The 14,718-nt window shown below is 56.0% G+C and carries 13 protein-coding genes; 5 read left to right on the top strand and 8 right to left on the bottom strand.

The window, feature by feature from the left end:
• Positions 1–325 precede the first annotated feature (325 nt).
• On the top strand, positions 326–1,159 hold the full coding sequence (locus tag ABA45_RS16500) for a secretin (RefSeq protein WP_053076205.1): 834 nt from the start codon (positions 326–328) through the stop codon (positions 1,157–1,159).
• Between the two features lie 3 nt (positions 1,160–1,162).
• Here the strand turns inward: ABA45_RS16500 and ABA45_RS16505 are convergent, their stop codons facing one another.
• Positions 1,163–1,687, bottom strand: a complete 525-nt coding sequence (locus tag ABA45_RS16505) for a J domain-containing protein (protein ID WP_048387976.1) — start codon at positions 1,685–1,687, stop codon at positions 1,163–1,165.
• A 256-nt stretch (positions 1,688–1,943) separates the two neighbouring features.
• Here ABA45_RS16505 and ABA45_RS16510 point away from each other — a divergent pair, with 256 nt between their 5' ends.
• The 4 genes from ABA45_RS16510 to ABA45_RS16525 all read left to right on the top strand — a co-directional run bounded on the left by ABA45_RS16510 (position 1,944) and on the right by ABA45_RS16525 (position 7,422).
• Complete coding sequence (locus ABA45_RS16510; RefSeq protein ID WP_048387978.1) at positions 1,944–3,071, top strand: efflux RND transporter periplasmic adaptor subunit; 1,128 nt, start codon at positions 1,944–1,946, stop codon at positions 3,069–3,071.
• A complete protein-coding gene (locus ABA45_RS16515) occupies positions 3,071–6,172 on the top strand; it encodes an efflux RND transporter permease subunit (protein ID WP_048387980.1) in 3,102 nt (1,033 codons plus the stop codon). Before ABA45_RS16510 ends, ABA45_RS16515 begins: the two co-directional genes overlap by 1 nt.
• A gap of 6 nt (positions 6,173–6,178) precedes the next feature.
• Complete coding sequence (locus ABA45_RS16520; protein WP_048387981.1) at positions 6,179–6,490, top strand: DUF3301 domain-containing protein; 312 nt, start codon at positions 6,179–6,181, stop codon at positions 6,488–6,490.
• A gap of 95 nt (positions 6,491–6,585) precedes the next feature.
• A complete protein-coding gene (locus ABA45_RS16525) occupies positions 6,586–7,422 on the top strand; it encodes an inositol monophosphatase family protein (protein WP_048387984.1) in 837 nt (278 codons plus the stop codon).
• On the opposite strand, the gene thiS is transcribed toward ABA45_RS16525, so the two are convergent.
• From thiS to ABA45_RS16560, 7 genes are read right to left on the bottom strand one after another with little or no spacing between them, the layout of a single operon-like run.
• Positions 7,419–7,619, bottom strand: a complete 201-nt coding sequence (gene thiS, locus ABA45_RS16530; protein WP_014872801.1) for a sulfur carrier protein ThiS — start codon at positions 7,617–7,619, stop codon at positions 7,419–7,421. The genes ABA45_RS16525 and thiS overlap by 4 nt on opposite strands.
• 10 nt (positions 7,620–7,629) lie before the next feature.
• Positions 7,630–8,082: a DUF423 domain-containing protein gene (locus tag ABA45_RS16535; protein ID WP_084708376.1), complete on the bottom strand. Its 453-nt coding sequence runs from the start codon at positions 8,080–8,082 to the stop codon at positions 7,630–7,632.
• Positions 8,072–8,872, bottom strand: coding sequence for a symmetrical bis(5'-nucleosyl)-tetraphosphatase (locus ABA45_RS16540; protein WP_048387987.1), 801 nt, complete (start codon positions 8,870–8,872; stop codon positions 8,072–8,074). Before ABA45_RS16540 ends, ABA45_RS16535 begins: the two co-directional genes overlap by 11 nt.
• Positions 8,873–8,878: 6 nt before the next feature.
• The gene (gene rsmA, locus ABA45_RS16545; protein WP_048387989.1) at positions 8,879–9,712 is read right to left on the bottom strand and encodes a 16S rRNA (adenine(1518)-N(6)/adenine(1519)-N(6))-dimethyltransferase RsmA; all 834 of its coding nucleotides are present in this window, start codon (positions 9,710–9,712) and stop codon (positions 8,879–8,881) included.
• Positions 9,709–10,722, bottom strand: coding sequence for a 4-hydroxythreonine-4-phosphate dehydrogenase PdxA (gene pdxA, locus ABA45_RS16550; protein ID WP_048387991.1), 1,014 nt, complete (start codon positions 10,720–10,722; stop codon positions 9,709–9,711). The genes rsmA and pdxA overlap by 4 nt, the downstream gene beginning before the upstream one ends.
• Positions 10,719–12,068: a peptidylprolyl isomerase gene (locus ABA45_RS16555; RefSeq protein ID WP_048389195.1), complete on the bottom strand. Its 1,350-nt coding sequence runs from the start codon at positions 12,066–12,068 to the stop codon at positions 10,719–10,721. The genes pdxA and ABA45_RS16555 overlap by 4 nt, the downstream gene beginning before the upstream one ends.
• 52 nt (positions 12,069–12,120) lie before the next feature.
• Complete coding sequence (locus tag ABA45_RS16560) at positions 12,121–14,523, bottom strand: LPS-assembly protein LptD (protein WP_048387994.1); 2,403 nt, start codon at positions 14,521–14,523, stop codon at positions 12,121–12,123.
• Between the last annotated feature and the right edge of the window lie 195 nt (positions 14,524–14,718).

The raw sequence follows: 14,718 nt of genomic DNA on the forward strand, positions 1-14,718 counted from the left end.
GGGCTACCAGTCGGGGTTTTTGAGTCCGGTGGCAGCCTGGGTGGTCTGCCGGGCTGCCTTCCTCGTTGTTCGGTGATGAAGATCTAAGGGCGGCCCGGGGTCTGGCTAAAATAAAAGCCATAGTCGCGCCACCAAAACGAAACAGCCAATGCTGCAGCTAACGGTTCACTACCGAAAGCTTGCTGAACATTTAATTGGCAAATTGCTGGCTGAGTCTTCATGCTTTTTACTATAACCGGCCTGTTTTCAACTTGGCAACCACTTATGCAAAGTTTTTATCTGGCGCTGTCAATAGCAGGCACCTGCCCAAACCGCGGAGTACTCCATGACTTGTCCCCGTATTTCCCGACTCACAGCGCCAAACGTAATGGCGCTGTTTATTACGTTCCTCCTGTTTTTGGTTTCAGCCAATGCCTTTGCGGCCAGCCAAAGCCGGGCTTACAACCTGAACCAACGCCCGGCTGCTGATGTGGCGGCGCAAATTCGCGATCTTTACGAAGAAGTAAATGTCACCGTTGTCGGGCAGAAAATTGTAGCTCGCGGGGAGACTCGCCTACTGGACGAGATCGGTCAAATTATTCAGCAACTGGACGTTGCTACGGCACAGCTACGCATCAGCGTGCAGTCTCGGGAGAATCTCGGCGGTAAACGTAGCGGTGGCGGCGTCAATCTGACTCAAAATAACGCGTCAAGTAATCGCAACATCATTAATAGCAATACAGTCACCATAAATGCGCAGAGCAAAACGATCAGATCATCCGGCAATCGCGAGCGCTCATTAATTGTGCAAGACGGACAATCGGCTCAGGTCAGTGCCGGCCAGATTCGCAGCTTGCCGTTCGCGGCCCGTGGCGGCCGAAATCCAGCTGTATTGTTGCAGCTGGTGGAAACCCGCAGCGGCTTTGTGGTTACTCCGCGGATGATTTCACCGCAGAATATAGAACTCAGTATTATGTCGTTTGAGCAAGACGCCCCTGCCATGCCCGGTTATGACACGGAAGCGCTAATGACCATTCGCCAGGTTCAACCCGGGCAATGGGTTTCTCTGGGTGGTGTTGACCGCAGCGAAAACCACGAAAATTCCGGCATTGTGTACCAAGTTAATAGCAGTGAAAATCACACCAGCGAGATTCGCGTGCGGGTGGACATTCTGCCCTAAGCCTCAGGTTTTGGCCCCACGCAGTAGAACACGTTTTGCCTCGTTAACTTTGGCGGCCAGATAGTCGTTGCCGCCGCGATCGGGGTGGATTTTTTGCATCAGCCGCCGATGGGCCATCACAATGTCATCGCGGTTGCACTCTGGCTCCACTCCAAGAATCTCGCAGGCTTCGCGCTCGCTGACCTGCCCGGCCACATCAGCACCTGTCCGCTGGCGCTCCTCGCCGTCGGTGCTACCCTGATTATTGCGGCCTTGGCCATTGCCCGCCTGACCATTAAGAGTGCGCTGAATAAAGGGCAAGTATTTCAACAGCGCTGGCAGCTTTCTCAGCAAAGGCAGCAAAGCGGCAACAGCAGCTGTCAAAACGTGAATGCGCCCAGTCAACACCATCAGCAGCAACAGTCCGCCACCGCCGATAAGAATGGCTTTCCAGGTGGCCGCTTTTTTCTTTTCTGGCGACAAAGTCCCCCATTGCCGCAACACCACAAACAGCCCGGCGGCCAAGGCAATTCCCAAAATCCAGTGCATGCGTTAATCCCGATGGTAACGTAGGCCGTAATTCTGTCATCAACGGCCAGTACAAAGCCAGATAGGACATCGTTTCAGTATCGTTTCGGCGGTGCCTTGCAAGTATCACCGACCTTATAAGTCTATTCATAAAAGCAGATGAACGTTTCAGCGACTTTCATAGGATGCTATACTTCTTCGCTTAACTTAATTTTCCCCACCGCTGCCATGCCTGTGCGATTATGGGGCGTAATCTGAATTATCAAGGTCTGTCATCATGCGCACTGTTTTTCGCTTCGTTATTGTTATTGTTTTTCTCGGCGTCGTTCTTGGCGGTGTTTTCGGATACAAATTCTGGCAAACTGGCCAGATGCAGGCACAAATGTCACAACCGCAGCCGCCAGCAGAAATCTCGGTGGTGCAATCGCAGACTGAGAAGTGGACACCGGCCGTGAAAGCCGTCGGCAGCATTGTGGCGGTGAATGGCATTGATGTGGCCAATGAAGTGCCAGGCGTTATCCAGCAGATCAACTTTGAATCCGGCGACCTTGTCAGCAAAGGCGACGTGCTGATTCGCCTAGACGCCGCCATTGAAGAAGCAGCCCTGCGCACCCGCGGCGCCGAGGCCCAGCTCGCCCGCCAAGAGTTCAAGCGCATTGCCGATCTGTTGCCGAAACGCGCGGTATCGCAGTCGCAGTATGATCAAGCCAAGGCGAACTACGATGCCGCCAACGCCCGGGTGAACGAAGCCGAAGCCCAGCTCAGTAAAAAAGTAATTCGCGCACCTTTTGACGGCACCTTGGGTATTCGCCTGGTGGATCAGGGGCAGTACATTGGCACCGGCACGCCGATTGTTGAAATCAACATGCTCGACCCTATTTACGCCGATTACACCCTGTCGGAAAAAAATCTACCTGATGTAGCCGTGGGCTATGCTGTGGCGGCCACCGTTGCTGCGGCGCCAAATACTGAATTCAAAGGCACCGTCAGCGCCATCAATATCTCGGTGAACGCCGACACCCGCACTGTGCGCATTCGCGCTACCCTTGCCAACCGCGACCAACGGCTACGCCCGGGCATGTTTGCCACGGTGAGTACGCGTCAACCTGACGACATAACCGTAGTGACTGTGCCGCGCACCGCAATCTCTTACAATACCTATGGCGATTTCGCCTTCGTAGTAGAAGACAATGACCAAGGCCAAAAAGTGGTCAAACGTCGCAGTGTTCGCTCGGGCGATGCCCGTGAAAACAGGGTTGCGGTTCTTGAGGGCCTGGAAGCCGGCGAAACGGTGGTCTCCAAGGGCCTGCTGCGACTGCGCTCGGGCCAGCCCGTGAAGATTCAGGACGACAGTGACAACGCTGAAAAGAACGCCAGCCAAGGTCAACAGGAGGCGTCTGAATAATGCGTTTCACCGATATATTTATCCAGCGCCCGGTGCTGGCAATCGTCATAAGCCTGCTAATTATGCTGCTGGGTGTTCGCGCGGCCATGGACCTGGAAATACGCCAGTACCCGCAGCTGGAAACCACCACCGTCACCGTCTCTACCTCTTATCCAGGCGCCAGCTCAGACCTGATTCAAGGCTTTATCACTACGCCACTTCAACAGGCCATCGCTGAATCAAGCGGTATCGACTATCTGATTTCGACCAGTGCCCAGGGCTCTTCAACCATAGCAGCCCACATGAATCTAAACTACGACGCCAATGCGGCCCTTGCCGAGATTCAGTCGAAAGTGGCAAGCCAACGTAACGTGTTGCCGACCGAAGCCCAAGACCCTGTCATTAGCTCCAGCACCGGCGACTCCACTGCACTGATGTACATCGCGTTTTACAGTGAAGGCGAATTAAGCGTACCGCAAATTACCGACTACCTGACCCGGGTTGTGCAGCCCCAGTTGCAAGCGATTAGCGGCGTCGGTAAGGCTCAGTTGCTCGGACGTACGTTTGCTGTGCGGGTATGGCTGGACCCGGAACGCCTGGCTGCGGTGAACATGACCCCGGTAGAGGTTGTCGATCAATTGCGTGCGAATAACTATCAGGCCGCGGTTGGCACCACCAGAGGTGAGTTTACCGAGGTAGCGCTGACCAGCAACACCGACATTGCCGATCCTGAAGACTTCAAACAACTCGTGGTAAAACAAAAGGACGGCACCCAGATCCGCTTGCAAGACATTGCGCGGGTCGAACTGGGCGCACAATCTTACGACCAGCTAGCCATGTACAAAGGCATCCCGGCCACCTTCACCGCTATTGAGCTAGCCCCCGGCGCTAACCCCCTAACCGTTGCCAAGCTGGTGAAAGATGAACTGCCGGGTATTCGCAGTCAGGTGCCCGCAGGCCTCGAGGTTCAGCTGGCCTACGACGGCTCACAGTTTATAGAGGATTCCATCAGCGAAGTGATCAAAACCTTGGCCGAAGCGATGGTGATTGTCTTGGTCGTGGTGTTTTTATGCCTGGGCTCTGTGCGCGCCTCTATCGTTCCCGCTATTGCGGTTCCACTTTCGTTGGTAGGCGGTGTGTTTATAATGCTGCTGTTTGGCTTCTCGCTGAACCTACTGACCCTTCTTTCAATGGTGCTCGCAATCGGCCTGGTGGTGGATGATGCCATCATCATGGTGGAAAACATTCACCGGCACATTGAAAACGGCGAATCACGATACGATGCGGCGATCCATGGCGCCCGGGAAATGGCCGTTCCCATTATCGCGATGACAACAACCCTGGTGGCGGTGTATGCGCCCATCGGCTTTATGGGGGGCCTTGTAGGCTCACTGTTCACCGAGTTCGCCTTTACTCTGGCTGGCACCGTGGTGATTTCCGGAATTGTCGCCTTGACCCTGTCGCCCATGCTGTCAGGAAAAGTTCTTAAACCCCACGGCGATCCCGGCAAATTCGAACATCTGGTAGAGCGCACCTTCCAGGGCATCGCCAATGGTTATTCCACGGCCCTTGTGTCGCTGATGAAAACCAAGTCGGTGGTAGTGTTTTTTGCCTTGGCGATATTGTGCTCAATCTACTTTATGGTCACCATGAGCCAGAATGAACTGGCGCCGACCGAAGATCAGGGCATTTTGTTCTACCAGGGTCTGGGCCCCCAAACCTCCACCCTCGACTATTTGCTCGAAAACGGGAAAGAAGTTCAAGATCGGTTATCGACAGTCGACGGCTATTACGAAGACTTTATGGTTCTGGGTTTCACTGCGCCAAACGCGGTGTTTGGCGGACTAAAAATGAAGCCCTCGGCAGAGCGCGACATAACCCAGTTTGAAGTGCAGCCTAAAATGACCGCTGAACTGAACAAAGTGACTGGTTTGCAAACGGCGGTGTTCGCGCCACCCGCCCTACCCGGTTCTGGCGGCGGTCTGCCGTTCCAGTTTGTGGTGACCACTGGTGGCAGTTACGAGCAATTGAGCAGCGTTGCCGACGAACTGGTAGGCGTGGCCATGCGAAGTGGAAACTTCCTGTTCCTGCGAACGTCCATCAGCTTTGACAAGCCGGTTACCCGCATCGATGTGGATCGTGATCGAGTAGCAGACCTGGGCCTGTCGATGAGAGACGTTGGCCAGCAGCTGAGCAGTATGCTCGGCGGCGGTTACGTTAACCGGTTCAATATGGAGGGCCGTTCCTATCAGGTTATTCCCCAAGTGGATCGAAACTTCCGCACAGACGAACAGGCTCTGAAGGATTACTACATTCGTGCCGACAACGGCACCCTGGTGCCTTTGTCCAGCGTGGTGTCTTTCAGCAGCGATGTAGAACCATCGAACCGTACCCAGTTCAACCAACAAAATTCGCTGACCCTTGAGGGCGTGGTTTCACCCGGTGTGGCCTCTGGCACCGCCATGGACTTCATGGAGCAGACGTCGGCGGACATATTCCCGCAGGGCTTTGGTTTTGACTACAAGGGCGAAACCCGTCAGCAAGCAAAACAGGGCAACGCTTTGATGGTGACCTTCTTACTGTCGCTCTTGGTGATTTATCTGGTGCTGGCGGCGCAGTTTGAAAGCTGGCGCGACCCATTGATCATTTTGATCTCAGTGCCCATGTCGGTAGCCGGCGCCATGGCGTTTATTGTGCTGGGCTTTGCTACCATGAACATCTACACCCAGGTAGGCCTGATTACTCTGATAGGCGTGGTGTCGAAGAACGGAATATTGATTGTGGAGTTCGCCAACCAGCTGCAAAAAGTCAAAGGACTGAATAGACTGGATGCCGTGGTGGAAGCCGCATCCATTCGTTTACGGCCTATTATTATGACGTCACTGGCGCTGATTTTCGCGATGGTACCGCTGCTGCTAGCATCCGGACCGGGCGCTCAAAGCCGCTTCGCGATCGGACTCACGATTACCGCCGGGCTGGGCATTGGTACTTTGCTCACTGTGTTTGTACTGCCAGCATTTTACGTGCTCCTGGCGCGGGACCACAACGCCGCCAGCAAAGACAAGCATGAGGATGACAATGGAGAACATCGCGATCACGCCAACCACGCTCCAGCCAGCTAATTCGCATTGACGCTGCTCAATCTGTTTTGGCTGTTTGTTCTTGGCTTTGCTACCTGGTATTGGTGGCGGGCCAAGGCCATCAAAGATGGCGTGCTGGTTGCGGCCAAGCGCTACTGCAAAACCATGGATGTGATGCTGCTGGATGACGTTGTATATCTGCGCGGCGTGTGGGTAAAACGCGACAGCGGCGGACAGCTGCGGGTTTGGCGGCGCTTCATGTTTGACTTCACCACCACCGGCGAAGAACGTTATAGCGGCCGCATTATTATGCTGGGGCGGAAGATTGTTCACACGGAGCTGGAACCACACCGGATCTGAGCACCGCTTTGCGAAAAACCTTGATGTGCGCGGGGCGACCCACAGACAACATGCTAATTAAATGCGCTCATCTGTTTCAACGGCCAGGAGGCGCCATGTCTGATTCTGTTTCCCTGCACGAAATCACCGATTTTGCCCAAGCCCTGGCCCTCGAAGCCGGAGAGCTAATTCGCCACGAGCGCGATCACAATACCCTGCGTACCGATTACAAACAGCAAACCGAGCTGGTGACCCACGCTGATATAATGGCGGATGAGTTTATTACCGGTGCCATCCGTAAACGCTTTCCGGAACATCGCATTCTGTCGGAAGAAACCATGCCCGACCTGACTCAGGCCGAGCACATCGATACGCCGCTGTGGGTGATTGACCCGATCGATGGCACCGTGAACTACGCCTACGGCCACCCACAAGTAGCCGTTTCCATCGCCTACGCCGAGCGCGGCCAAGTACAGGCAGGCATTGTGCACGCACCCTTCGCCGGCCAGAACGGCAAAGGTGAAACCTTCCGCGCTACCCGCGGTGATGGGGCAACCTTAAACGGCCAGGCGATCCGCCACAGCAACGCCAGCGAACTACGCCAGGCGCTGTTTGCCACCGGTTTCCCTTACACAAAAGACGCGCTAGAACCGCTGTTAAAGCGGTTGGATGCGATGATTCACCAATGCCGTGATTTGCGCCGAATGGGTTCTGCCGCTCTGGATATATGCTGGGTGGCCTGCGGCCGGTTAGACGTGTACTACGAAAATGTCAGCCCCTGGGATTTTGCCGCCGCAAGGCTGATAGCCATAGAGGCCGGCGCCCATGCCGGACACTTCGGCGAGGTACCCGAAAATCAACCGGCGGACTTATGGGGCAAAGATATACTGATTAGCTCGCCCAAGCTGTGGCTGTCTGTGCGAGAGGTTTTGCGGAATGCGTCGGGTTATTAACCGCCACCAATGGCGCGTACCACTTCTATCTGATCGCCCTCAGCCAATGCCGTATCTGCGTGCTGGCTGAGCGGCACTATGTCTTCGTTCAATTCAATCGCCAGGCGTTTGCCCACCAAGCCCAGATGCTCGATTAAGGCACCCACGGTAGCGCCAGCTGGCAGCGCCATTGGCTCGCCGTTCACTGTTAACTTCATAGCCGTTACCTTATTCAATCTGTTTTGAATGCGCTTTACATGTGAGTGCCGCCAACGCAAGCAGCGACCAGCCAATCATGAAACATAAGCCGCCAATCGGCGTAATAAGACCAATACCCTTGGTTTGAAACAGTGCCAGCGCATACAAACTGCCGCTGAACAGAACCACACCAGCGAGCATGAAAGCCGCCGCCGCCGTCAGCAGCTTACGTGACACGCCAAAGCCGGCCAATGCAGCCACCAGAATAAGTCCCAAGGCATGATACATCTGGTAAGTCGCAGCCATCTCAAACACTTCCAAGCCGCGAGCATCGACCACATTACGCAGGCCGTGGGCACCAAAAGCACCCGCCATCACCGCAGTCAGTGCCAGTAAGGCACCGGTTACCAAAGCCCAGATCATCAACGCTGGACGAGCCGCAGTTTGGCCAGCCAGTCCCGACTCAGCATGCTTAGCAGTCACAGCAGGTGATCTCCTCGCTATCCAGGTCCATCAAGGTCAGTGCTCCGCCCCAGACACAGCCGGTATCCAGACCGATAAAGCGTTTGTGACCGGTATGGCCCTCCAGCGCGGCCCAGTGGCCGAACACAACGCGGGTGCTGTCGTCGCGGGCGTAGTCAAACCAGGGCGCAAATCCCGCCGGTGCGGTGTCCACCGATTCTTTGGCCGTCAGTTCCAAAGCGCCATCAGGTGAGATAAAGCGCATGCGGGTAAAGTAATTGGTGATCACCCGCCAGCGGTCCATGCCACTCAGGCCAGAGTGCCAGGCTGCGGGCTGATTGCCGTACATGCCGGCAAAATATTCAGCGGCTTGCGGGCCACGGATCACCTGTTCTACTTCGCGAGCGTGGGTACCGGCCTGCGCCACCGTCCAGATATGAGGCAGCCCGGCGTGAGCCATAAACAGATCACGCTTGGGGTCATAAACGCAAAGTTTCTGCTGGCGCAGCCAATCCAGAAGCTGATCGCGATCGGGCGCCGTTAAAATGCTGTCGAGAGTGTCTTTACGCTTTGTCTTGTGGTCTGCCATCGCGACTGCTAGCAGGTGCAAGTCATGATTGCCTAAAACCACCTCGGCGCTGGTGCCCAGGTTGGCAATATAACGCAGTGTTTTCAGAGACTCCGGACCGCGGTTGATTAAATCTCCCGCTACCCACAAACGGTCCCGCGACGGCGAGAATCCGACCTTGTCTAACACCTGCTGCAAAGCGTCGTAACACCCTTGAATGTCACCAATGGCATACTCACTCATAGACGGTCACTCATTGCCAGCTCCAGGCGCCTCGATGTCAGCACTTGGTACGCGTGTTACCAGATAGTCAGCGATGGCGACATAGTCCGCCAGACCGAGATTTTCCGGGCGCAGGCCGTCATTGATGCCTAACTGCTGGAGCTCGGCGGCGGTCACAAAACCGCCAAGGGCCTTGCGCAGGGTTTTACGACGGGCGTTAAACGCACTGCGCACCACCGCCTGCAGCGTACCCAGGTCTTTAGCCGGGTGCGGTAAGGTGACGTAAGGCACCAGCCGGACAATGAACGAGTCCACTTTTGGTGCAGGGCGGAAGGCATCCGGCCCAACTTCAAACAGTGGCTGCACTTTGCAGAAATACTGGGTCATGATGCCCAAACGGCCATAATTGTTGTCGCCCGGAATCGCCGCCATACGCTGCACCACTTCTTTTTGCAGCATGAAGTGCATGTCCTTAACCACGCCACTGTGGGCCAGCAAGTGAAAAATCAGTGGAGTTGAGATGTTATAGGGCAGATTGCCAATAATCCGCAGCGGCTGTTCGCCCACCAGTTCGTTAAAATCGAACTTCAGCGCGTCAGCCTGGTGGATGCGAAATTCCGGATAGTTAAAGAATTTGGTGCGCAATATTGGTATCAAATCGCGATCCAGCTCCACCACCTGCAGGCGTGGATTCACCGCCAGAATTTCTTCAGTGATGGCGCCCAGGCCGGGGCCGATTTCAACAATAGACTGATCGGGCTTGGGGGCAATAGAGCGGACAATACGCTCGATAACACCGGGGTCGTGCAGGAAGTTCTGGCCAAAGCGTTTGCGGGCCTGATGGCCGGGTTGTCTGCTCACGGTATTTCTCTCTTTATCTGATTGGCGCGCAAACCACGGGCCATTTGTTCACCCACGCGAATGGCTGTTAACAGGCTGCCACCATCGGCTTTGCCGGTGCCAGCCAAATCCAGCGCGGTGCCATGGTCTACCGAAGTGCGCACAATGGGCAAGCCGAGGGTGATATTCACCGCGCGACCAAAACCCTGAAATTTCAACACCGGCAGGCCTTGATCGTGAAACATCGCCAGTGCGACGTCGGCGTTATCAAGCCAGTGCGGCGTAAATAGAGTATCTGCGGGTAGTGGACCGGTCAGACCTATACCTTCGGCGCGCAACCGCGCCAGCGTGGGTTCAATCACTTCGATTTCTTCCCGCCCCAAATGCCCGCCTTCACCGGCATGGGGGTTCAGTCCGGCCACCAGAATGCGCGGCTGGGCAATATTGAAAAAGGTTTTCAGATCGGCGTTCAGAATCCGCACCACCTGGCTCAAACGTTCGGGGGTTATGGCCGCCGACACGTCTTTAAGGGGCAAGTGGGTGGTGACCAACGCCACCCGCAATTCGTCGGTGGCCAACATCATGACCACCCGTTCAACACCACACAACTCCTGCAGGAACTCGGTGTGACCAATAAAGGCGATGCCTGCGTCGTTAATCACCCCCTTATGCACCGGTGCGGTCACCATGCCGTCAAAACTGCCGTTCAGGCAACCTTCAGCAGCGCACGTCAGGGTATCCAGCACATATTGGCTGTTGCCGGTATCCAGCTGGCCAGCCTGATCACTAATACAACCGTTAACGTGCAATACCGACAACTCGCCGGCGGCAGTGCTAGCGACCATTCCGGGCTGCCACGCTATGATTTGAACGCTTAGCCCCAGCAAGCGGGCACGGGCTTCCAGCAACGGCTGGCTGGCCACCGCAACAATGCCTACCCGCCGTTCCTGACCGGCCAGTTGCAGGCACAATTCAGGCCCAATGCCGGCGGGTTCCCCCGCGGTCAGGGCCAGGGTAATCCGCTCACTCATGATGCGTTTTCATCTATGTTGGCAGCCTCAGTGTTACTGCTTTCGGCATGCCCCGGCTTGAACTCAACAAAAGCCTCATCACGAATTTCCCGCAACCAGTTCTGCAGTTCATTTTCAAACTTACGCTGGTACAGGGTCTGGCGGGTTTCAGATTCACGAAATTCGTCGCTCATGTCTTTCTGCCGACGCTCTTGCACCTGCAAAAGATGCCAACCGAACTGGGAACGCACGGGGCCTTCAATCTGCCCCACGGTGGCGGTTTGCATAGCCTGTTCAAATTCTGGCACCATCTGCCCGGGATTTACCCAACCCAGGTTACCACCGTCAGAACCCGATACTGTGTCGTCAGACTCGGCCTTGGCCAGCTCGGCGAAATCAGCGCCGTTCTGCAATTTTTCAAAAAGATCGCGGACCTTGTCCTCGGCTTCGGCCTCGGTGATCGCGTCAGACGGCTGCACCAGAATATGCCTTACCCGGTTTTGCTGAACCAGTTTCTGCTGTTCGCCACCGCGCTGCTCCATCACCATCACCAGGTGAAAACCGCTGCTATTCTGTAGTACGTCAGACGGCTGGCCCACCATCAGGTCTGGCACGACCGGAGCCACCAGAGACGGCAATTGGCTTTCAACGCGCCAGCCCATGTCACCGCCCTCGAGGGCGTTGCTGGCATCCGATTCTGCTACCGCAACCGCGCGAAAATCCCGGCCTTCCACAATCTGCTGGCGCAGTGTCTCTGCCTTGCTGCGAGCGGCTTGAACCGACGCATCGCTGCTTGGGTCCTCGGTTTCGATAAAGATGTAAGCCAGGCGATACTCGGCGGTGTTGCCACCGCCGGCTTGCTGCGCCTGCTGATAATTTTCCACTTCGCGGTCTGTTACCCGAATACGGCTGCCTACCTGGCGCTGCTGAACCCGGCTGGTGAGCAGTTCATTGCGGATCTGCTCGCGGGCATCACGGTAGCTGACGCCTTCGCTGGCCAACTGCTGTTCGAACTGCTCCAGGCTCATGCCATTGCGGCCGGCAATGCTGCCCATGGTTTCGTTCAGTTCGTTATCGCTGATACGCATGCCCATTTTGCCCGCCATCTGCAGCTGCACCGATTCGGTAATCAGCTGATCCAGCACCCGCTCCTGAAGCAAACTGCGCGGCGGCAAGGTGGTTTCCTGGGCTTGCAGCCGGGTAACAATGGTGTTGATGCGGGCATCCAGCTCGGTGGCCAGAATCACGTCGTCATCGACAATCGCAACCACTTGGTCCAGCAGTTGGCGCTCGGCCTGAGCCGCCAGCGGTAGCAATGCCAACACCAGCATCAGGGATGTTACACAGTGGCGAAAGGTCGCCTTCATAGTCACCTCATTGTTAAACAGTGGCATAGCGTTTAAGAGCTCCAAAATTGTGTTACGGCGCACTAAAGCGGCGGCGTTCGCGCTCATCAAAACCATAAATGGCGTCGGCAATGCTGGTAGAGGCGCCGCCGGTGCCCCCCAGGCCTTTAAGCTGTATCTGGAACAGTATACGGCTGTCCAGTTCTTGATCGTCGGTAAAGTAATTCTGGTGTACCAGCTGCAGACTCCAGCAACAATTATTGTATTCCACTCCCGCCAGCGAACCCACGGTACGGTCCAGATCGGTGTCGTGCACCCAACGCCCAATCAGGCTCAGGCGTTTGCTAACCGGAAACACCACCCCCACATCGGCCTGTTCCAGTTGGGTCGCCGCGGCAGTACCTTTGCTGTAGGTGTGGCCCACGCTGGCCAGATAGCGGTAATCGCGAGAATGGAAGGTTAACTGGCTGCGGCCTTCCTCGGTTTGGTTGGCGTCCGGATCCCACAGCAGAGAACTGCGAATTTCCAGAGTATCCAGCGGGCTCAGCACCACTTCAGCTGCCATCGGCGATCGGCTGCGGTCTTCCGCGCCCGCGCCAAATAGACTGACGTCTCGATCTTCAAAATACTGGATCTGGCCCAGACTAAAGCGAGCGCGTTCGGCACCGGTCTGCAGATCGTTAAAACGGCTCGTCAGTGCCACCGTTAACTGATTGGTGTCGCCTACCCGGTCGCCACCGGTAAAGCGGTTGCGCTGAAACAGTTGATCAAAGCGGAAAGACTTCAAATCAGTGTCAAAATCAGGGATGTCATTCTGGTCAGCGTCGGCGTCGGCCCAAGCGTAATAAAGCCGCGGCTCCAGAGTCTGGTTAAAAGGTATATCAAACAAGCTGCCCTGGCGATCGAAATACAAACCGTTATCCCACTGAACCACCGGCACCGTGCGTTCAAGATTACCGCCACCCAAGGTGTAGTCTTCCAGTTGATAACGGGTGTAGTCCACACTGAAGGAAGGCCGACTGTAACCCCAAAGTGCGCGCATCGGCAAAGCCAGTTCTGGTACCAGGCGAAAGCGCTGGCCATTGGCTCGATCCAGGCCGCTCAGGTTGTCGTTGTCGCGGTGGAAATAGGTGTACTGACTTTCAACGCCCAACTCCAAGGCGCCGGCATCCGTCAGGGCCGAATACAGAACCTCCGGTAACTGGGCGTAAGGTCGGTTCACGTCGGCGATGCGCTTCGCCACGGTCTGATAATCGTTCAGATACGCGTCAAAGTACTGGCTGGCATCCTGATAGCGCACGCCACTGCGACGCTGAAGATGAGTCGCCTGGCTGATATCCAGGCTGCGATTCAGGTCGCTCAGGTAATCGTCATCACTGACCACTGAAAAATCGCCGTACCCCGTCCAGCCTTGGCCCAAGGCCGCTTCGGTGGTGGCATCCAGCGCCCAGCGCTGGCCATTTTCGCCCGGATTTTCATCGCGGTAAAACGTATCGTTATCGATATAGCCCAGCTGCAACGAGGTTTCGCCATAGCTACTCAAATAGCGACCTTCCGCTTCGGTAAACAGACCGCGACCACCAATGACTTGAGGCGTAATGGTGGCATCGTAGTTGGGCGCCAGGTTCAGGTAATAAGGCAGCGCCACAAAACCACCTCCGCCAGCGTTAGAAGTACCGAATCCCGGATACAAAAACCCGCTCTTGCGACGGTCATCGATAGGAAAACTAACCCACGGCCAATAAAACACCGGCACATCCAATACTTCCAGACGTAAATGTTTGGCAGTGCCAAAACCTTTTGCCTGATCCAACCGGATCTCCTGCGCTACCAGCGCCCAGTCGTTCTGCTGCGGGCCACAAGTCGTTAGCAGACCCTGGCTGATGAGAACTTCGTTATCGCCGATTCGGGCCAGGCTCTGTGCCTGGCCGCGCATCTCCGGCCCGTGCAGCAAAAAGGTCGCGGTATTGATGTCTAAGCGACCGCTTTCGACGTTGTAATTAGCGGAATCACCTGTCAGCAAAAAACCTTCACCGCGGCTTGTCAAAGGACCGGTGATGGCCACTTGGCCCTCTGCTTGGCGATATCGAGCCTCGGTGCCAGACACCTGAAAGCCTCCCTGGCGCAGCGTCACGTCGCCCTGCAGGTACAATTCACTGTCGATTTCATAGCGCGCCGTCAGGCCGCTGGCCTGCAGTGGCTGCCCGCCACCGCTTTGCAGCGACACCATCGCATCACTGCCTTCAACAGTGCTCCCGCCCGGTAAATAACCACCCTCGCAAAAAGACGGCAGGCGCGCTTGGGCGCTGACAGGCAGTTGCTCGCGCAGCCGCCAGTCTATTTCAGCCGCCGATGGCGCCAGTTGTGCTGCCGCAGCCAAGCCGCCACAACCCAAGATCCCGCCGCTCAGCAGACAGACCAGCGAGCGCGGCAAGCGGCCAAAAAAATGCTGCCGTGGGTGATTACGCAATAACACGGTGGCCGTTATCCTATGGTCAGTGGGTGAAAGGTCCAACAGTTTACACGGCGCCCCCCGGCTTGTTAACGGAAACCCCCTCCGGGCGAGCTTAACTTTCTTACGGTCGCCGTTGCAGCAAGCTTTACTCCAACCGCGGATCTTCGTAGTTTAGTGCTCCAGAAGCCCGCATCCAAGCTGCGGGTACCGGCTTTG

Source organism: Marinobacter psychrophilus, assembly GCF_001043175.1.
Classification (GTDB): Bacteria; Pseudomonadota; Gammaproteobacteria; order Pseudomonadales; family Oleiphilaceae; genus Marinobacter; species Marinobacter psychrophilus.

Coding starts and splice junctions, on each gene's coding strand:
- ABA45_RS16505 (WP_048387976.1), bottom strand. CDS start 1,687: ATGCACTGGATTTTGGGAATTGCCTTGGCCGCCGGGCTGTTTGTGGTG.
- thiS (WP_014872801.1), bottom strand. CDS start 7,619: ATGAAGTTAACAGTGAACGGCGAGCCAATGGCGCTGCCAGCTGGCGCT.
- ABA45_RS16540 (WP_048387987.1), bottom strand. CDS start 8,872: ATGAGTGAGTATGCCATTGGTGACATTCAAGGGTGTTACGACGCTTTG.
- ABA45_RS16525 (WP_048387984.1), top strand. CDS start 6,586: ATGTCTGATTCTGTTTCCCTGCACGAAATCACCGATTTTGCCCAAGCC.
- pdxA (WP_048387991.1), bottom strand. CDS start 10,722: ATGAGTGAGCGGATTACCCTGGCCCTGACCGCGGGGGAACCCGCCGGC.
- ABA45_RS16515 (WP_048387980.1), top strand. CDS start 3,071: ATGCGTTTCACCGATATATTTATCCAGCGCCCGGTGCTGGCAATCGTC.
- ABA45_RS16500 (WP_053076205.1), top strand. CDS start 326: ATGACTTGTCCCCGTATTTCCCGACTCACAGCGCCAAACGTAATGGCG.
- ABA45_RS16510 (WP_048387978.1), top strand. CDS start 1,944: ATGCGCACTGTTTTTCGCTTCGTTATTGTTATTGTTTTTCTCGGCGTC.
- ABA45_RS16555 (WP_048389195.1), bottom strand. CDS start 12,068: ATGAAGGCGACCTTTCGCCACTGTGTAACATCCCTGATGCTGGTGTTG.